The sequence below is a fragment of the Taklimakanibacter lacteus genome (assembly GCA_003576695.1).
GTDB classification, from domain to species: Bacteria; Pseudomonadota; Alphaproteobacteria; order Rhizobiales; family Aestuariivirgaceae; genus Taklimakanibacter; species Taklimakanibacter lacteus.
In genome coordinates this window covers 146,031-163,009 of record QOZQ01000010.1, presented here as the reverse complement: position 1 = coordinate 163,009, position 16,979 = coordinate 146,031, and the positions used below count along the sequence as shown (strand labels likewise).

Annotated in this window: 20 protein-coding genes; 1 reads left to right on the top strand and 19 read right to left on the bottom strand. The window is 63.1% G+C overall.

Annotated elements, in window-relative coordinates; genetic code table 11:
* Positions 1-6: 6 nt before the first annotated feature.
* The 15 genes from DT068_RS20570 to DT068_RS20500 form a co-directional block, all read right to left on the bottom strand.
* Positions 7-714 (bottom strand): ATP12 family chaperone protein, encoded by a 708-nt coding sequence (locus DT068_RS20570; RefSeq protein WP_162914343.1) that lies wholly within the window; start codon positions 712-714, stop codon positions 7-9.
* On the bottom strand, positions 711-1,388 hold the full coding sequence (locus tag DT068_RS20565; RefSeq protein WP_119391765.1) for an HAD-IA family hydrolase: 678 nt from the start codon (positions 1,386-1,388) through the stop codon (positions 711-713). The genes DT068_RS20570 and DT068_RS20565 overlap by 4 nt, the downstream gene beginning before the upstream one ends.
* The gene (locus DT068_RS20560) at positions 1,385-2,383 is read right to left on the bottom strand and encodes an RluA family pseudouridine synthase (RefSeq protein ID WP_119391764.1); all 999 of its coding nucleotides are present in this window, start codon (positions 2,381-2,383) and stop codon (positions 1,385-1,387) included. The genes DT068_RS20565 and DT068_RS20560 overlap by 4 nt, the downstream gene beginning before the upstream one ends.
* Positions 2,380-2,757, bottom strand: a complete 378-nt coding sequence (gene crcB, locus DT068_RS20555; protein WP_119391763.1) for a fluoride efflux transporter CrcB — start codon at positions 2,755-2,757, stop codon at positions 2,380-2,382. Before crcB ends, DT068_RS20560 begins: the two co-directional genes overlap by 4 nt.
* 168 nt (positions 2,758-2,925) lie before the next feature.
* Positions 2,926-3,279, bottom strand: coding sequence for a cupin domain-containing protein (locus DT068_RS20550; protein WP_162914342.1), 354 nt, complete (start codon positions 3,277-3,279; stop codon positions 2,926-2,928).
* On the bottom strand, positions 3,276-4,277 hold the full coding sequence (gene corA / locus DT068_RS20545; RefSeq protein ID WP_119391761.1) for a magnesium/cobalt transporter CorA: 1,002 nt from the start codon (positions 4,275-4,277) through the stop codon (positions 3,276-3,278). Before corA ends, DT068_RS20550 begins: the two co-directional genes overlap by 4 nt.
* Positions 4,278-4,296: 19 nt before the next feature.
* Positions 4,297-5,325 carry an L-threonine 3-dehydrogenase gene (gene tdh / locus DT068_RS20540; RefSeq protein ID WP_119391760.1) on the bottom strand — a complete coding sequence of 343 codons (1,029 nt, stop codon included), beginning with the start codon at positions 5,323-5,325 and terminating at the stop codon, positions 4,297-4,299.
* An 11-nt stretch (positions 5,326-5,336) separates the two neighbouring features.
* Entirely contained in the window at positions 5,337-6,527 is a 1,191-nt protein-coding gene (gene kbl, locus DT068_RS20535) for a glycine C-acetyltransferase (protein WP_119391759.1), read from the bottom strand.
* A 499-nt stretch (positions 6,528-7,026) separates the two neighbouring features.
* A complete protein-coding gene (gene lpdA, locus DT068_RS20530) occupies positions 7,027-8,466 on the bottom strand; it encodes a dihydrolipoyl dehydrogenase (RefSeq protein ID WP_119391758.1) in 1,440 nt (479 codons plus the stop codon).
* An 11-nt stretch (positions 8,467-8,477) separates the two neighbouring features.
* Complete coding sequence (locus DT068_RS20525; RefSeq protein ID WP_119391757.1) at positions 8,478-9,116, bottom strand: SGNH/GDSL hydrolase family protein; 639 nt, start codon at positions 9,114-9,116, stop codon at positions 8,478-8,480.
* Positions 9,117-9,124: 8 nt separating this feature from the next.
* Entirely contained in the window at positions 9,125-10,456 is a 1,332-nt protein-coding gene (locus DT068_RS20520) for a pyruvate dehydrogenase complex dihydrolipoamide acetyltransferase (RefSeq protein WP_119391756.1), read from the bottom strand.
* A 184-nt stretch (positions 10,457-10,640) separates the two neighbouring features.
* Positions 10,641-12,005 (bottom strand): pyruvate dehydrogenase complex E1 component subunit beta, encoded by a 1,365-nt coding sequence (locus DT068_RS20515; protein WP_119391755.1) that lies wholly within the window; start codon positions 12,003-12,005, stop codon positions 10,641-10,643.
* Between the two features lie 24 nt (positions 12,006-12,029).
* On the bottom strand, positions 12,030-12,320 hold the full coding sequence (locus DT068_RS20510) for a hypothetical protein (protein WP_119391754.1): 291 nt from the start codon (positions 12,318-12,320) through the stop codon (positions 12,030-12,032).
* A 1-nt stretch (position 12,321) separates the two neighbouring features.
* The gene (pdhA, locus tag DT068_RS20505) at positions 12,322-13,353 is read right to left on the bottom strand and encodes a pyruvate dehydrogenase (acetyl-transferring) E1 component subunit alpha (RefSeq protein ID WP_438816451.1); all 1,032 of its coding nucleotides are present in this window, start codon (positions 13,351-13,353) and stop codon (positions 12,322-12,324) included.
* 137 nt (positions 13,354-13,490) lie between these two features.
* The gene (locus tag DT068_RS20500; protein WP_162914341.1) at positions 13,491-13,787 is read right to left on the bottom strand and encodes an FtsB family cell division protein; all 297 of its coding nucleotides are present in this window, start codon (positions 13,785-13,787) and stop codon (positions 13,491-13,493) included.
* A gap of 105 nt (positions 13,788-13,892) precedes the next feature.
* On the opposite strand from DT068_RS20500, the gene DT068_RS20495 reads away from it, so the two are divergent.
* Positions 13,893-14,288, top strand: coding sequence for an Rrf2 family transcriptional regulator (locus DT068_RS20495; RefSeq protein WP_162914340.1), 396 nt, complete (start codon positions 13,893-13,895; stop codon positions 14,286-14,288).
* Between the two features lie 14 nt (positions 14,289-14,302).
* On the opposite strand, the gene DT068_RS20490 is transcribed toward DT068_RS20495, so the two are convergent.
* Genes DT068_RS20490 through DT068_RS20475 form a run of 4 tightly spaced genes read right to left on the bottom strand, consistent with a single transcriptional unit; the run spans position 14,303 to position 16,631 of the window.
* Positions 14,303-14,713 (bottom strand): hypothetical protein, encoded by a 411-nt coding sequence (locus tag DT068_RS20490; protein WP_119391750.1) that lies wholly within the window; start codon positions 14,711-14,713, stop codon positions 14,303-14,305.
* Positions 14,710-14,961 carry a type II toxin-antitoxin system prevent-host-death family antitoxin gene (locus DT068_RS20485; protein ID WP_119391749.1) on the bottom strand — a complete coding sequence of 84 codons (252 nt, stop codon included), beginning with the start codon at positions 14,959-14,961 and terminating at the stop codon, positions 14,710-14,712. Before DT068_RS20485 ends, DT068_RS20490 begins: the two co-directional genes overlap by 4 nt.
* 53 nt (positions 14,962-15,014) lie before the next feature.
* A complete protein-coding gene (locus DT068_RS20480; RefSeq protein ID WP_119391748.1) occupies positions 15,015-15,434 on the bottom strand; it encodes a VOC family protein in 420 nt (139 codons plus the stop codon).
* 18 nt (positions 15,435-15,452) lie between these two features.
* Positions 15,453-16,631, bottom strand: coding sequence for an amidohydrolase (locus tag DT068_RS20475; protein WP_119391747.1), 1,179 nt, complete (start codon positions 16,629-16,631; stop codon positions 15,453-15,455).
* Positions 16,632-16,979 lie beyond the last annotated feature (348 nt).

Genomic DNA, 16,979 nt, shown 5'->3' with positions numbered 1-16,979 from the left:
TCGGTGTTATCTTGAAAGCGCGCTGAAGCGCAGGCAGGTGTCGAATTCGCGCTTGCGATATTGACGGCGGTGGCTGGCCTCTTCGTCGGCCCCCCATTGCTCGATCTGCCAGTCCTCGTCGATATGGGCGGCGAGCCAGGCCTCGGCCGGCAGGATCCCGCCATCGCAGGCCATGGCCGAGATCAGCGCCGAGCCGGTCAATGTCGTCATATTGTGGAGCGCGGTCAGCGCCCAGGGCGACTTGCCGTCAAGATAGTCCCGCATGGCGGCAAGCGCTGCCTCGGGTTGCTCGATATGGACGATGCCTTCAGTGACCACGAACTCGCCGCCGAAAGTGCCGCGCGCCCAATCGAGAACCGGCTGCCAGCCGCGCGCCTGGCGCTCGACGAGCTCCTGCGGCTTCTCGGCGCGATAGCAGACGAGATCGGAGCCGGCGAACTGCACGATCTCGCGGATGATGCGCGCGCGGTCGCTCGCCACGCGGTCAAGCGCGGTATTGACGAGCTTGGTGAACGGCATGGACTGGGGATCGATCTTCTCGGCCTGCGCCTCCCATTCGGCGGCGACCGCCTCGGCGAGTGGGCGGGTCGGCAGATCGAGGGCCTGCTTCAGGGGTGTGCGCAGCGAGCGCTGATCAAGCGTGACCGCATAGGGCGGGCTCGTCCCGGCAATGGCCACCGTCTTGTAGAAGCGCCGCGCCGGAGCCTCTGTCATGCCGGCACCGGCTCCTGCCATAGGGATGTAAGCACGCCGTCCAATTCATTGAAATTATTGACGATTACGTGAGGGTTGGCGCGCGCCAGAACGGTCGTGGGCTGGAAGCCCCAGGCGACCGCCACGGCTTTCACGCCCGCCGCATGGGCCATGTCGATATCGAAGACGGCATCACCGATCATGACCGTATCTTGCGGCGTGGCGCCGCATTCGTCCATGGCCTGGAGGATCATGCCCGGATGGGGCTTGGACGGTGCATCGTCCGATGTCTGGATGGTCGAGAAGACGCCTTCAAGCCCAAACTGGTCGATGATGTGGCGCACGCCGCGCTGCGACTTGCCGGTGGCGATGCCGATCATCACGTCATCGCGGGATTTCAGCGCGCGAAGCAGATCGAGCGCGCCGTCAAAGGGCATTTCAGGAAAGGATCCGTCGGTACGATAAGACCAGAAGGCCTGCTTATAGGCCTGAGCGAGGCTTTCATGCCGGACGGGCTCGTGCTCCGGACACAGCACACTCATCGCCTTCACCAGAGAGAGCCCGACGACACCCAGCATCTCGGGGCGTGACGGCGCAGGCAGGCCTTCGGTCGAGAAAGCGGCCGTCATCGAAGCGAGGATCATGGCCTGGCTGTCCATCAGCGTGCCGTCGATGTCGAACAAGGCGAGCTTCACTTGCGGTTCTTCTCCTCTGGTCCCTCGTCATAGCGCCCGGGATCGAAGCCGAACAGGGCCCAGGTTTCCAGCATATGGGGCGGAAGCGGCGCCGTCACATCGACCGTGCCGCCGCGCGGATGGGGGAATACGATCCGCCGTGCATGAAGATGCAATCGGTTCGGGATCGCGGCCGGCAGGTCCTTGTCGCCCTCATATTTGTCATCGCCCAGGATCGGATGGCCGATATGCGCCATATGGGCGCGCAACTGATGCTGGCGGCCGGTCGAAGGCTTGAGCGACATCCAGGCCAGCACCGGCGGCGCCTTGTCGATCACGCTGTAATGGGTGACGGCGCGCTGGGCTTCCTCCTCATCGGCATCGGCGGCGCGCACCCGGTCGCCATCGGGGCCTGCCGCCTTGATGAGCGCGATATCGATCTTGCCCTGCGCCGGCTTGGGCACGCCCTTGACGCCCGCCCAGTAGATCTTGCGCACGGTGCGCGTGGCGAAGAGCTTGCCGAGGGACGCCGCGACCGCGCGCCTTTTGGCGATCACGAGGACACCCGATGTCTCGCGGTCGAGACGATGGACGAGACGCGGCCGCTCCCCAAGCTCAGCGCCCAGCCCGATCAGCAGCCCATCGATATGACGGTGAGTTTTCGTTCCGCCCTGCACGGCGAGTCCTGCGGGCTTGTTGAGGACATAGATGTCCTTGTCCTCATGCAGGATCATCGACTGGAAGAGCTTCTTCTCTTCCTTGCTGAGGGGCTTGGCTTCCGCCGAAGGCGTGTCTGCCGGCCGCGCCTCGAAAGCGAGCGGCGGCACGCGAATCTCCTGCCCCTCTGCCAGCCTGGCATTGGGTTTCACCCGCCTGCCCTCCACGCGCAGTTGCCCGGTGCGGGCGAGCTTGTTGAGATAGGCGAAGGTCACTTGCGGAAAATGGATGCGGAACCAGCGGTCGAGCCGCATGCCGTCCTCATCGCGCACCACGCGCCGGTGCGTGACCTCGCTCATGCGAAAGCGCGCCCGAGCGCCAGGCCGATGAAGATCGCCACCAGCGAAATGACGACGGATCCCAGGGCATAGGCGCCGGCAAGCATATAGGCCTTGCGCTCGACCAGGAACGCGAAATCGAGCGAGAAGGCGGAGAAGGTCGTATAGCCGCCCAGGATGCCGATGGTCAGGAAGGCTCTGAGCTCATTCGACACGTTCCAGCGCTGCGCCATCAGAGCGATCAGCAGGCCCATCGCAAAGGAGCCCGATATGTTGATGAGCATCGTGTGCCAGGGGAAGTCCGACCCCGAGACCCGCGCGATGACGATGTTGAGGAAATGCCGCAGGATCGCGCCAATGGCGCCGCCGATGCCGACCCAGAGCGTCAGCGCCATGGCTTCGCGCCCACTCTCTTCCCAATTCCGTCATCCCGGCGAAAGCCGGGACCCATTGAATAAGAGCAACTTGGGAGGCGCTGCTCGCGTGGAAGGAATTTAGTGGGTCCCGGCTTTCGCCGGGATGACGGAAAGGGGGATGAACGAAAACTCATCATGCCTGCGGCACTACTCCATCGGCAGCAGGAAATAGGTCTTGCGCACCGTCTCGATGACATTCCAGAGCCCGCGCGTATTGGCGGGAAAATAGACGGCATCGCCGGCGGCGATCTCGAGCACCGTCCCGTCCTCGTGGTGGAACTCGCAGCGGCCCTTCACGAAATGGGCGAATTCGGCGTTCCTGACGGCGCGCTTCCATTTGCCGGGCGTGCATTCCCACACGCCGGCATCCGGGCCTTCGCGGTAGTCCTTGGAGCGGATCATGGCGATGGGCGATCCCTGCGGCTCGTTCGCCTTCGCCGCATCGCCCAGTTCCGCCGATGCCAGGGCATGCGAAGCCTTGATGAGAGTCACTTTGCTCATAGCCAGCCTTTGCGCTTGAAATAGAGATAGGGAAGGATCGCCGAGAGCACCATCAAGCCGAGCGCGAAGGGATAGCCCAGCGCCCATTTCAGCTCCGGCATGACATCGAAATTCATGCCATAGATGCTGGCCACCAATGTCGGCGGCAGGAACACGACGGCCGCCACCGAGAATATCTTGATGATACCGTTCTGCTCGATCGAGATCATGCCGAGAACCGCGTCGAGCAGGAAGGCGATCTTGCCCGACAGGAAGCTCGCATGGTCGGTGAGCGAGATGATGTCGCGCTGCAGGATCTTGATGCGGGCGCGGTGATCCTTCATCTCGCGTGTCTGCTTCATCGGCTCGATGACCGCCGACATGAAGGCGGCGAGCCGGCCGATCGAGACGAGGCTTTCGCGCATCTTGGAATTGAAGTCGCCCTCCTCCCCGATCTTCTCAAGAAGCTCCTGCAGGTTGGGCGCCTTCTTGCGGATGCGGCGGCTATGCGAATGCCGGTCGGAATTGAAGATCTGCCGCGACGTGTCGTCGACGATGGTGCCGACCCGCTCGAGATGGTCGGCGGCGCGGTCGACCACGGCTTCGAGCAGGCTGATCAGCACGCCCCAGCCCGACATCGAGGTGGTCTGCGGCTTCATTGCGCGGCGCACATAGACGGGAAAGGCCTGCGGGTGATGATAGCGGATGGTGACGAGCGTGTTGTCCTTGATGATGAAGGTGACGGGCGAGGATTCGGGGCGGTCGTTCTCGCCGCGGCGGATGAGATTGGCGGTCATGAAGGCGGCGCCGTCCTCGGCATAGAGCCGGCTCGACGCCTCGATCTCGGCCAGTTCCTCGCGCGTCGGAATGTCGATGCCGAGCGTTTCCTCCACGGCGGTTTCTTCCGTGTGGCTGGGCTCGACCAGATCTATCCATACGGTGCCGGGCGGGATGACGGGTTTGTCCGCTTGCGGAAACTCGGTCAGGCAGCCGTTGGCCGTTCCATAAGACACCAACATAGTCGGTCCCGTGCCATGTTCAGGTGCTCCAGTCCAGAACCACCTTGCCGCAGGAACCCTGCTTCATCAATGCGAATCCCTGGGCGTAGTCGGCGGCTTTCATGCGATGGGTGATGACCTTGCGGATATCGAGGCCCGATTGCAGCATCGCGATCATCTTGTACCAGGTCTCGAACATCTCGCGGCCATAGATGCCCTTGATGGTGAGGGACTTGAAGATCACCGAATTCCAGTCGACCGGCGTCTTCCCCGAAGGAATGCCCAGCATGGCGATCTTGCCGCCCATGATCATATGCTCGACCATCTGGTCGAAGGCTTTCGGAGCGCCCGACATCTCGAGGCCGATGTCGAAGCCCTCGCGCATGCCGATCCGCTCCATCACCTGACGCAAATCCTCGCGCGAGACATTGACGGTCACCACATCGGCGACCTCCCTGCAGAGATCGAGGCGGAAATCATTGATGTCGGTCACCACCACATGGCGGGCGCCGACATGGCGGCACACCGCCGCCGCCATGATGCCGATGGGTCCGGCGCCGGTGATCAGCACATCCTCGCCGACGAGATCGAAGGACAGCGCGGTATGGACCGCATTGCCCAGGGGATCGAGGATCGAGGCGATCTCGTCATCGACCTCGGGCGGCAGATGGATGGCGTTGAAGGCCGGGATCTTCAGATATTCGGCGAAGGCGCCCGGCACATTGACGCCGACACCCTTGGTCTCGGGATCGAGATGGAAATGGCCGGCCCTGGCCATGCGGCTCTTCATGCCGATCAGATGGCCCTCGCCCGACACCCGGTCGCCGACCTTGACGGTGCGGACATGGCTGCCGATCGCCTCGACCACGCCTGAAAATTCGTGGCCCACCACCATCGGCACCGGGATCGTCTTCTGGGCCCATTCGTCCCATTTCCAGATATGGAGATCGGTGCCGCAGATGCCGGTCTTCTTGACCTTGATCAGGATGTCGTCGGAGCCGATCTCGGGAACCGGCTCGTCCCGCATGACGAGGCCCTCCGCCCGTTCCGCCTTGACCAATGCGCGCATGAGGGCCTTCCCTAGATAACGCCCAGTTCCTGGCCCACTTCCGTAAATGCCGCGGCGCACTTGTCAATATCCTGTGGCGTGTGGGCGGCCGACATCTGGGTGCGGATGCGGGCCGCCCCCTGCGGCACCACGGGGTAGAAGAAGCCCGTCACATAGATGCCCCGCTCATAGAGCTTCGCCGCCATGTCCTGGGCGACCTTCGCCTCGCCCAGCATGACCGGGATGATCGGATGCTCGCCCGGCAAGAGGTTGAAGCCCGATTTGCTCATGGCGATGCGGAAGCGCCGGGCATTGTCGAAGAGGCCGTTGCGCAATTCATCACCACGCCTCGCCATGTCGATAGCCTGGATCGCCGCGCCGACGATCGGGGGCGGCAGCGAGTTGGAAAAGAGATAGGGCCTCGACCGCTGGCGCAGCAGATCGACAATGGGCTTCGCTGCCGCGACGAAACCGCCGGCCGAGCCGCCCAGCGCCTTGCCCAGCGTGCCGGTGATGATGTCGACCCTGACGCCGGCCCTGGCCGGCGTGCCGCGCCCCTGCGGGCCGATGAAACCGGTGGCATGGCAATCATCCACCATAATCATGGCGCCATGCGCGTCGGCGAGCTTCCGGATCTGGCCGAGCTTGGCCAGATAGCCGTCCATGGAGAAGACGCCGTCGGTGACGATGATCATGCGCCGGGCATTCTCGGCCTTGGCGGCTTTGAGCTGCGCTTCGAGGTCATTCATGTCGCCATTGCGGTAGCGGAAGCGCTTGGCCTTGGAGAGCCGGATGCCGTCGATGATCGAAGCATGGTTGAGGCTGTCGGAAATGATCGCGTCCTCGGCCCCGAAAAGCGGCTCGAAGACGCCGCCATTGGCATCGAAACAGGCGGCATACAGGATGCAATCCTCCTGCTCGACATAGTCGGCGATCCTGGCCTCGAGCTCGCGATGGAGGTCGGTGGTGCCGCAGATGAAGCGTACCGAGGCCATGCCCAGCCCATGGCTCTCCATGGCGGCCTTCGCCGCCTCGATGAGGGCCGGATGGTCGGCAAGGCCCAGATAGTTGTTGGCGCAAAAATTCAGCACCTCATGGCGGACGCCATCGCGGATGACCTTGATATGGCCGTCCTGCGGCGACACGATCGGGCGCTCGGTCTTCCACAAAGACTGCGCGCGGATGGATTCGAGCTCGGTCGAGATATCGGCAAGGACAAACATACGGCACTCCTGAACGGCAAACTATGTCCCATAACGGAAAGCGCGCAAACTAGCACCGTTATTCAACGCAAATGTCGCTCCACTTTTGCAAAATGGGCAGTGCAGCCATGCCCCACTGCGCCGACAGTGATACTCTCTTGTCGTCACCCCGACGAAAGTCGGGGCCTATTAAATTTGCGAAACGCGCACAGCGCTGCCTGAATTGCCCGCATTCAGGGGATCTCGGCTTTCGCCGCTATCGGATTCACAAATCGTAGAAGGGATTGCGACCTTGCCCTCGCCCCGCTTCAGCGGGGAGAGGGAGGGCCCCATTGCGGAAGCAATGGGAGGGTGAGGGGACTTTATAACGTTGCGCGCAGGCCCCTCACCCTTCCCGCCGCTGCGCGGCGGGCCCCTACCCTCTCCCCGCTGAAGCGGGGCGAGGGTGAAAGGCTCGCCCGCGAATTGTGCGCATATGATAGCGGCTTGCGCCGGGATGACGGTAGTGAGAAGCATCTCCTCACATATGGATCACGCGGCCATAGGCGTCGAGCACGCTCTCATGCATCATTTCCGACAAGGTCGGATGCGGGAAGACGGTGTGGATCAGCTCTTCCTCGGTGGTCTCCAGCCCCATGGCGATGACGAAACCCTGGATCAGCTCGGTCACCTCGGCGCCGACCATATGCGCCCCCAGAAGCTCGCCGGTCCTGGCGTCGAAGATCGTCTTGACGAGGCCCTGGTCCTCGCCGAGAGCGATCGCCTTGCCATTGGCGAGGAAGGGGAAACGGCCGACCTTGATCTCGCGTCCCGCCGCCTTGGCCTTCGCCTCGGTCAGGCCGACGGAGGCGACCTGCGGCTGGCAATAGGTGCAGCCCGGGATCCTGTTCTTGTCCATCGGATGGGCATCGAGGCCCTTGATCTTCTCGACGCAGATGACGCCTTCATGCTCGGCCTTGTGCGCCAGCATCGGCGGGCCTGCCACATCGCCGATCGCATAGAGGCCCGGCACATTGGTGCGCCCGAAGCCGTCGATGACGATGCAACCCTTCTCGGTCTTCACGCCAAGCGCCTCGAGACCCAGATTCTCGATATTGCCGACGACGCCGACGGCCGAGATGACGCGATCGACGGTGAGCTCCGATTTGTTGCCCCCCTGCTCGATCGTCGCCGTCACCGAATTGGCCGATTTCTTCAGCGCACTGACCTTGGCGCCGGTCTTGATCTTGAGGCCGCGCTTCTCGAGCTGCTTCTGGGCGATCTTGGCGATCTCGGCATCCTCGACCGGCATGATCTGGTCGACGATCTCGACCACCGTCACATCGACGCCCATGGCGTGATAGAAGGAGGCGAATTCGATGCCGATGGCGCCCGACCCCACGACCAGGAGCGATTTCGGCATCTCGGGCGGCACCATGGCCTCGAAATAGGTCCAGACCAGCTTGCCGTCGGGCTCGAGGCCCGGCAGCACACGCGGACGCGCTCCGGTGGCAATGATGATGTGCTTGCCCTTATAGGTGCCTGCCCCCAGCGTGCCCCGGGGCGGCGCATGCTGCGGCTGCATCGGCGCCTTGGACGGATCGGCGACGATGACCTCGCCTGCCTTGCCGAGCCTGGCCTCGCCCCAGATGACCTGCACCTTGTTCTTCTTGAGCAGCCCGCCGACACCCATATTGAGGCGGCCCGACACGGCGCGCGAGCGCTGCACCACGGCCTTGGCGTCGAAGCCGATCTTCTCGGCGACAAGGCCGTAGTCCTTGGCATGCTGCATATAGTGATAGATCTCGGCCGAGCGCAGGAGCGCCTTGGTCGGGATGCAGCCCCAGTTGAGGCAGATGCCGCCCAGATGCTCGCGCTCGACGATCGCCGTCTTGAAGCCGAGCTGGGCCGAGCGGATGGCGGTCACATAGCCGCCGGGGCCTGAGCCGATGATGATGACGTCAAATTCGGTATCGGCCATGGATTACTCCTTCACAGATCAAGAATGCGCTTCACCACCGGGATCAGGGCAGTGCCAATTGAGCGCGTATTGGCGGCGTCGAGATGAACGCCATCGGTCGGGTCGGCCTTTGCGATGCTCGCCGCATCGAAGAAATGACACTCCGTCTCGCCGGCAAGCTTCGCATATTGACGGGCGAGGTTCTTCGACTCGGCGATGGCATGCTCGAAATAGCCGGCGAAGTCCTCGTCCTCGGTCTTGCCGAGATGGGGCGGCGACATGAGCAGGATCTCAGGGACGCCGCAGCCCGGCTTGTAGACATAGGTGCGGATGATCTCGACGAGGCGCGCCATGCCGAGGCGGGCATCGAGCGCGCGCTGGCGGCCCTCCCATTTGAGGTCGTTGGTGCCCAGCATGATGATCATCAGATCGAGCGGCTGGTGGGTCGACAGCAAGATGGGCAGTGCCTCGGCGCCGCTGCGGTTCTCGAAGACATAAGGATCGTCATGCACCGTCATGCGGCCATTCTGGCCTTCCTCGATGACGCGCGCCTTGCCGCCGAGACCAGCGGCCAGCACATTCGGCCAGCGATCCTCGAAAGCGTGACGCATCCAGGTGCCGGCCTGAAAGCCCCAGGTGAGCGAGTCTCCGAAAGCGAGGATGTGCTTCATGGTGGCGCTTACGCCATCATCAGCGCGGGTTCTTCGATGAGCGTCTTGAAGGCCTGGAGCAGCTGGGCGCCAAGCGCGCCATCGACGGCACGGTGATCGACCGAGAGCGTGCACATCATCTGGGTACGGATCTCGATCTTGTCGCCGACCACGACGGCTTTCTTCTCGCCGGCGCCCACCGCCAGGATGGTCGCGTGCGGCGGGTTGATGACGGCGGAGAAATTCTCGATGCCGAACATGCCGAGATTGGAGACCGCCGTGGTGCCGCCCTGATATTCCTGTGGCGCCAGACGGCGCTTGCGGGCGCGCCCGGCCAAGTCCTTCATCTCGAGCGAGATGGCGGAGAGCGTCTTGGTCTCGGCCTTGCGGATGATCGGCGTGAACAGGCCGCCCTCGACCGCGACGGCGACGCCGACATCGGAATTCTTATGCTTCAGCATGCCGCCTTCGGTCCAGGTCGCATTGGCGTCGGGCACGCGCTGCAGCGCCAGGGCCAGCGCCTTGATGATGAAGTCATTGACCGAGAGCTTCCAGGCCGGGTTCTTCTCCTTGTCGCGCGGCGCATGCGCATTGAGGCGCTCGCGCACGCTGAGCAGGTTCTCGAGATCGCAGGAGATCGAGAGATAGAAATGCGGGATCGTCTGCTTCGCCTGCAGCAAGCGCGCGGCGATGATCTTGCGCATGCCGTCATGCGGCACGACCTCATAGGAGCCCGGCTCATAGAGCTTGGCGATCGCATCATCGGCCATGGGGGCGGCAAGACCGGCGGAAGCCGGTGCGCCGGCGGCCGGTGCCTTGGCGCCGGGCTTCGCTGTCTCGACATCCTTGAGGACGACGCGGCCATGCGGTCCTGAGCCCTTGAGCGCCGCCAGATCGATGCCCTTCTCCCTGGCGATGCGGCGTGCCAGCGGCGAGGCGAAGACGCGTCCGCTCGCCTGGCCATTGGTCCTGGCGGCAGGCGCTGGAGCTTGCGGCTTCGGCGCTTCCGCCTTGGGCTGCGGCACGGCGGCTTCGGCCTTTGGCGCTTCAGCTTTCGGCGCCGCCGCGGCGGGCTTGGGGGCCGCTGCCGCCGGCGCTTTGATATCGGAGGCCTTCTCGCCCTCGCCCAGCAGCACGGCAATCGGCGTGTTCACCGCCACATCATCGGTGCCTTCGGCGATGAGGATCTTGCCGACGATGCCCTCGTCGACGGCTTCCACTTCCATCGTCGCCTTGTCGGTCTCGATCTCGGCGAGGATGTCGCCGGATTTGACGTTGTCGCCTTCCTTCTTGAGCCATTTGGCGAGCTTGCCCTTCTCCATCGTCGGCGACAGCGCGGGCATGAGGATATTGGTGGGCATCAGCGCGCTCCCTTAAAATCTGTTTCTCTATTCCCCGCATTCGTCATCCCGGCGAAAGCCGGGATCCATTGAATAAGCGCAACGCGGACAGCACTGCTCGCGTGGCGAGAGTTTAATGGGCCCCGGCTTTCGCCGGGGTGACGGTCAAGAGGGATGACTTTTCCAAACATGACTCGATCGCAGCTCAAACGTAGAGGACGGACTTCGCCGCCTGGACGACGTCATCGACAGTGGGCAGCGCCAGCTTTTCGAGATTGGCGGCATAGGGCATCGGCACGTCCTTGCCGTTGACGCGCGCCACCGGGGCGTCGAGATAGTCGAAGGCATGGGTCATCAGTTGCGCTGCGATCTCGGATGAGACCGAGCATTGCGGCCAGGCTTCCTCGACGGTGACACAGCGATTGGTCTTCTTCACGCTCTCGACGATGGTCGCGATATCCATCGGCCTGATGGTCCTGAGATCGATGACCTCGGCCTCGACGCCTTCCGCCGCCAGCTTGTCGGCGGCGCTCAGGGCATAGGTCATGCCGATGCCGAAGGAGACGATCGTCACATGCTTGCCGGGCCGCGTCACCTTGGCCTTGCCGATCGGAACGATCCAGTCCTCGACCTTCGGCACCTCGAAGCTCTTGCCATAGAGGATCTCGTTTTCGAGGAAGATCACCGGATTGGGGTCGCGAATGGCCGACTTCATCAGGCCCAGCGCATCGGCGGCGGAATAAGGCATCACCACCTTGAGGCCGGGCACGCTCGAATACCAGGCGGCATAATCCTGGCTGTGCTGGGCGCCGACGCGGGCGGCGGCACCATTGGGGCCGCGGAAGACGATCGGGCAGCCCATCTGGCCGCCTGCCATATAGAGGGTCTTCGCCGCCGAATTGATGATGTGGTCCATCGCCTGCATGGCGAAATTGAAGGTCATGAATTCGACGATGGGCTTCAAGCCCGCAAAGCCGGCGCCGACCGCGACGCCGGTGAAGCCATGCTCGGTGATCGGCGTGTCGATGACGCGCTCGGGGCCGAACTCGTCCAGCATGCCCTGGCTGATCTTGTAGGCGCCCTGATACTGGCCGACCTCCTCGCCCATCAGGAACACGTCCTTGTCGCGGCGCATCTCCTCCGACATGGCGAGCCGCAAGGCCTCGCGCACCGTCATCGACACCATCTCGGTGCCTTCGGGGATTTCCGGGTCCTTGAGGGAGGAAGACGCGATTGCCGGAGCGGCCGGGGCTTCACTCTTGGCTTCCGCCGCCGGCTTCTCCTCCACGGCCTGGGCCTGCTTCTGGGCGGCAGGTGCCGGTGCCGCCTCGCCCTCGCCCAGGATGATCGCGATCGGCGTGTTGACCTTCACATTCTCGGTACCTTCCGGCACCAGAATCTCGGTGAGCTTGCCCTCATCGACCGCCTCGACCTCCATGGTCGCCTTGTCGGTCTCGATCTCGGCCAGGACATCGCCCGACTTGACGCTGTCTCCCACCTTCTTGAGCCATTTCGACAGCTTTCCTTCCTCCATGGTCGGAGAAAGCGCGGGCATCAGGATATTCGGCATGGATCACGTCTCCGAAGGGGGCAATCAGGCGGATTTAACGAAGAGGCTTGAGATCGAAACGACAAGTATGACGCCGATCGTCGCGAAGAAGATGAGGAAGGCCCGCTTGTAGCGGGCGATATGCGGCGCGATACCGGGACCAAGGCGGGCCTCGAGCTGGGCGAACTTCCACAAGCCCAGCCTGAAATAGGTGGAGAGCTTCTCGCCCGGCAGTGCCACGCGCGTGACGATCATCGCATTGAGGGCGGCGATCGACCAGGCGATGAAAGCGATCAGCGCCGCGACGAAGAGCACGACATGGATGAGCGCCGCCATGTCAGGCCTTCACATAGATGTCGGTCCACAATTCGGCCGGATCGGGCTCGGGATCGGATTGCGCGAATTCGGCCGCCTCCATCACGATGGCGCGGATCTCGGCATCGATCTTCTTGAGCTCGTCCTCGGTGGCGGCCCTCGTCTCGACCAGGCGTTTCTTGACCTGCTCGATCGGATCGGACTCCTCGCGCATCTTCTGCACTTCTTCCTTGGCGCGGTATTTGGCCGGGTCCGACATCGAATGGCCGCGATAGCGATAAGTCATCATCTCCAGGATATAGGGGCCGTTGCCGGCGCGGCAGTGGGCGACCGCCTTTTCGCCCGCGACCTTCACGGCGCGCACATCCATGCCGTCGACCTGCTCGCCCGGAATGCCATAGACGGAGCCGCGGTTGAACAGCTCCTCCGACTTGGCGGCCGAGCGGGTGACCGCGGTGCCCATGGCATAGCGGTTGTTCTCGATGATGAAGATCACCGGCAGCTTCCACAGCGCCGCCATGTTGAAGGTCTCGTAGACCTGGCCCTGATTGGCCGCGCCCTCGCCGAAATAGGTCAGCGCGACGTGGTCATTGCCGCGATATTTGTTGGCGAAGGCGAGGCCTGCGCCCAGCGGCACCTGGGCGCCGACGATGCCGTGGCCGCCGAAGAACTGCTTCTCGCGGCTGAACATGTGCATCGAGCCGCCCTTGCCCTTGGAATAGCCGCCCCGCCTGCCGGTGAGTTCGGCCATGACACCCTTGGGATCCATGCCGGTCGCCAGCATATGGCCGTGGTCGCGATAGGAGGTGATGACCTGGTCGCCCGGCTTCAGCGCCATCTGCATGCCGACGACGACCGCCTCCTGGCCGATATAGAGGTGGCAGAAGCCGCCGATGAAGCCCATGCCGTAAAGCTGGCCGGCCTTCTCCTCGAAGCGGCGGATCAGCAGCATGTCGTGATAGGCCTGAAGCTCCTCGTCCTTGTCGAAAAGGTCCCTGGCCTCTCCGGCCTTGGCCTCTCCCTTCGGCTGATTTTTGTGGGATTTCTTCGCGATATAGGCCGATTTGACTGCCATGGATCCGCCTTCCGTTCGATTTCTTGGTGCAGACTATAGCAGTAAATGCTTGGTTCAACACGGAAATCTGCGATTAACCGGAATATGGTTTATCGACTGGAATCTTAAGGCGGATTTCAGTTCGGCAGTTTGACGATGAGCTCGGAGGATTTGCCGTAGTTGAGGCTCTCGCGCGCCAGCTCGTCCAGCATGTCGGGATCGATCGATTGCGGGCGCATCAGCGCCACCTTGCTTTCCAATGCCCGGCGCTCGTCGCGGATGGTGGCGAGCCTGGCCTCGAGAGCTTCCGCCTTGGCGGCCAGCGCATCGCGGGCATCGAAGCTGCGCGGACCGTAGAAGCCGTGCCAGCCGAAATAACCGAGCAGGCCCAGGCAGACAGTCATGACGATGAGGTCGAATTTGCGCTTCACCATAGGCTGAAACTGCAGCCCTACGGTTAACATTGCGTTGCTTGTCGGGGGCCGGCACCTTAAATATGTAATGGACGGAGTTGCATTATGCTGTCGAGCAGCCGATTCATGGTCGCGGTTCACGCGCTGAGCGTCATCGCCCGGATGAGCGATGGCCGCCCCGTCTGCTCGACCATCGTGGCGGAAAGCGTCAACACCAATCCGGTGGTGATTCGCAGGCTGATGCGCGATCTGGAAAAGGCGGCCCTGGTCGCTTCAGTCACCGGGCGCGCCGGCGGCTTCATCCTCGGACGCCATGCCGGGCGCATCACCCTCGCCGACATCTACAAGGCGGTGGAAGACGAAAACATCTTCCGCATGCACAAGACCGATCCCAAGGGCAAGTGCCCGGTGGGTGCGGCCATCGTCAAGATCGTCGCCGAGCCCCTGCGCTCGGCCGAACAGGCACTGGAGCGGGCGCTCGCCACCACCACCCTCGACGACATCGCCAACCAGATCGCTTAAGTGAGCCCGTCGATTCAGCGGCGTGAGATTCGCTTGGCGTACCTCGCGCGTGCAACGAATTCTCTGATCACGGGCAGGAAAAACGCCCGACTGAATTGCCCTAAAGGTGGCGTCGGCTCCAAATAGAAAGATTGGCCGATAATGTCTTCGTTGTATTCGTCGAGTATCAGCCATGACCGTGCCTGCGGATCAAGGCCTGCTCGCCGCTTCTCGATGTCAGGCACTTCGACAGCAAAGCGATCCATTTCAGGCTGCTTGGTCGTGATCGGAAACAGAAGCAGGATGTCGCCCGATGCTCTCGGTATGCGTACACCTACGGCAGCGGGACGAGGCTTTCGTCCTTCGGTCTCGCCGCGCTGAGCCTCGATTGACCACAGAAATGGATACTCAATGACAACACCAGTCTTGAGATCGCCAAAGCTCAACGCTCTGTTCCGTCATTCTCATACTCCGCTACAGCGGCATCGATCTCGGCAAGGCGTTCATTCGAAATCTTATCGATGGTACCGCTTTTGCGCGTATCGCCGTGAGCAACCAGCCGGCGATAGTCTTCGATGCTCAGAACAACGAGCCGCGGCTTGTTGCGCTGGGTGATCGTCACGGGCCGACGTAGTGCCTCGGCGATGATATCGCCTGACTTTCGGCTGAGGTCGCTTGTGGTGAAACTGGTCATCGTCAAATACCTTCGTTAGCTGAAATATACAGCAATATTGTAAATGCTGCAAGTTATTGACGTGCCGTGAAGCCACGGCAGACCGCGGCAATCTTGTTGCCGTCGGGATCGCGGACATAAGCGACGTAGAAATCCGGGTTGTAGTGCAAGCGCAGCCCCGGCGGGCCGTCGCATGTGCCGCCATGCTTCAAAGCCGCGGCATGGAAATCGTCGACCGCAGCCCATGACCGCGCCTTGAAGGCGACCATGCTGCCATTGCCGACGGTTGCGGGCCGCTGGTCGAAAGGCAGGCCGACCCAGAAGGCCAGCTCGTTGAGGCCGTCTTGCTCATAAGTCCCCCAGCCCGCCGATGTGCGGTCCCATGCGGGATCGCCCGTCACGCAGCGCTGCATGCCGAGCGGCGTCAACACAGGTCCGTAAAAAGAGATCGCGCGGGCAAGATCATTGGTGCCGAAATAGACGTAAGTCAGCATGAACAGCCTCTCGATGCTTCAGTGATTTTCCAGGCAGGCCGCCAGGGTTTCCGAGAAAATGCGGATGCCGATCGGGATCAGCTCGTCCCTGAAATCATATTCCGGCGTATGCACGCCTGGCCGATCGGGACCGGCGCCGAGATACACCATCGCCGATCTCGCCCCGCTCAGCCCGAACCGGCCGAAATCCTCAGAGCCAAGCGACGGCAGAGTCTGGATCTGATGCCGAAGGCCTGCCCGCTCGACCCCGCTCTGCAGAAGGGCGGTCGCGTCGGCATCGTTGGTGCAGGCCAGGAACACGTCATCATAGCCCCATTCACAGTCGAGCCCATGGCGCTCGGCTGCGCCGCGCACCAGGACTTCGACCTGCGCGACCAGCGCATCCATCTCCCCATCCGCGAAGGTGCGCAACGTTGCGAGGATTTTCGCCTCGCCCGGCGCCACGCCATAGGACTCCGCCCCCATCGAGGCATGCGTGACGGTGACCATCGCGAAGCCCGGTCCCAAGGGCTTGCCGCTGCCGCAGGCAGCCAGGGCCGGCATCAGCTCCGAGATCGCCTGCATGGGCGAGCGGCCGTCGGCGGGGTGTGCGGCGTGGGCGGTGCTGCCCGTCAGGCGGATCCAGATTCCGCGCGAGGCGCAGTTGGTGGCGCCGGCGCCGAGCTTGGCCGAGCCGAAATCCACATCGGGCATGTTGTGCAGCGAGAAGGCCCAATCCGGCTTGATCTCGCGGTAGCGCGGATCGGCAATCACGGCCGCGGCGCCGGCGCCATCCTCCTCGGCAGGCTGGAACATCAGGATGACACGCCCGCTGGTCGGGCGCGCCCGCGCCAGGATGCGCCCCAGGCCGAGCAGGATCGTGGTGTGGCCATCATGCCCGCACAGATGCGCCTTGCCTGGAACGGTCGAACGGTGGTCGATGCGGCCCAATTCCTGGATGGGCAGCGCATCGAGCTCCGAGCGGAACAGGATCGACGGTCCGGGGGCACCGCTGTCATAGATTGCCGCGACCCCATGACCGCCAAGTCCGGTCAGGACCTTGTCGGGCCGTGTCGGTCCCAGCATGTTGCAGACACGGCGCGCAGTCTCCCGCTCCTCACCCGAGAGCTCAGGGTTACGGTGCAGCTCATGGCGGAAAGCCGTCAGCTCGCGAAGGTCAGCTTCGGTCGGCAGAGGGAAAGACAATTGGTTCGTCATCTATGGCGCAATCTCGTCTTGTCAAACAGTGGCTGCGGTGGCGATGCCCCGTTGCGGAAGCTTCGCGATCCGCCCAAGCGACAGGCCGGGCTCGCGCGGCATATCGATCGTATGCCGTCCGAGCCTTGGGGCAAAGCGGGAGATTTCGACCGGGACCGGCTCTGCGCCGGGATCGTTCGTCCTCTTTCCCCTATGCGTCGATCCTGCTTGAAATTGCGGTCAGGACCGTGGAATTGGGAAATAGGAGGATCGCGAGCGGTGCGCGCTTACCCGGACTTTCGAGCGCACCCCTCGGATTGGACAGCTTTGAGGCAGGATTTGACGAGGATACCGAAATTCCCTGCTCGA

What these genes read in the sequence shown, in the direction of transcription:
- DT068_RS20570 (WP_162914343.1), bottom strand. Translation starts at nt 714, where the DNA reads ATGACAGAGGCTCCGGCGCGGCGCTTCTACAAGACGGTGGCCATTGCC.
- DT068_RS20500 (WP_162914341.1), bottom strand. Translation starts at nt 13,787, where the DNA reads ATGGTGAAGCGCAAATTCGACCTCATCGTCATGACTGTCTGCCTGGGC.
- lpdA (WP_119391758.1), bottom strand. Translation starts at nt 8,466, where the DNA reads ATGGCCGATACCGAATTTGACGTCATCATCATCGGCTCAGGCCCCGGC.
- tdh (WP_119391760.1), bottom strand. Translation starts at nt 5,325, where the DNA reads ATGCGCGCATTGGTCAAGGCGGAACGGGCGGAGGGCCTCGTCATGCGG.
- DT068_RS20480 (WP_119391748.1), bottom strand. Translation starts at nt 15,434, where the DNA reads ATGCTGACTTACGTCTATTTCGGCACCAATGATCTTGCCCGCGCGATC.
- corA (WP_119391761.1), bottom strand. Translation starts at nt 4,277, where the DNA reads ATGTTGGTGTCTTATGGAACGGCCAACGGCTGCCTGACCGAGTTTCCG.
- DT068_RS20510 (WP_119391754.1), bottom strand. Translation starts at nt 12,320, where the DNA reads ATGGCGGCGCTCATCCATGTCGTGCTCTTCGTCGCGGCGCTGATCGCT.
- DT068_RS20520 (WP_119391756.1), bottom strand. Translation starts at nt 10,456, where the DNA reads ATGCCCACCAATATCCTCATGCCCGCGCTGTCGCCGACGATGGAGAAG.
- DT068_RS20560 (WP_119391764.1), bottom strand. Translation starts at nt 2,383, where the DNA reads ATGAGCGAGGTCACGCACCGGCGCGTGGTGCGCGATGAGGACGGCATG.
- DT068_RS20525 (WP_119391757.1), bottom strand. Translation starts at nt 9,116, where the DNA reads ATGAAGCACATCCTCGCTTTCGGAGACTCGCTCACCTGGGGCTTTCAG.
- DT068_RS20495 (WP_162914340.1), top strand. Translation starts at nt 13,893, where the DNA reads ATGGTCGCGGTTCACGCGCTGAGCGTCATCGCCCGGATGAGCGATGGC.
- DT068_RS20475 (WP_119391747.1), bottom strand. Translation starts at nt 16,631, where the DNA reads ATGACGAACCAATTGTCTTTCCCTCTGCCGACCGAAGCTGACCTTCGC.
- DT068_RS20550 (WP_162914342.1), bottom strand. Translation starts at nt 3,279, where the DNA reads ATGAGCAAAGTGACTCTCATCAAGGCTTCGCATGCCCTGGCATCGGCG.
- DT068_RS20515 (WP_119391755.1), bottom strand. Translation starts at nt 12,005, where the DNA reads ATGCCGAATATCCTGATGCCCGCGCTTTCTCCGACCATGGAGGAAGGA.
- kbl (WP_119391759.1), bottom strand. Translation starts at nt 6,527, where the DNA reads ATGTTTGTCCTTGCCGATATCTCGACCGAGCTCGAATCCATCCGCGCG.
- crcB (WP_119391763.1), bottom strand. Translation starts at nt 2,757, where the DNA reads ATGGCGCTGACGCTCTGGGTCGGCATCGGCGGCGCCATTGGCGCGATC.
- DT068_RS20485 (WP_119391749.1), bottom strand. Translation starts at nt 14,961, where the DNA reads ATGACCAGTTTCACCACAAGCGACCTCAGCCGAAAGTCAGGCGATATC.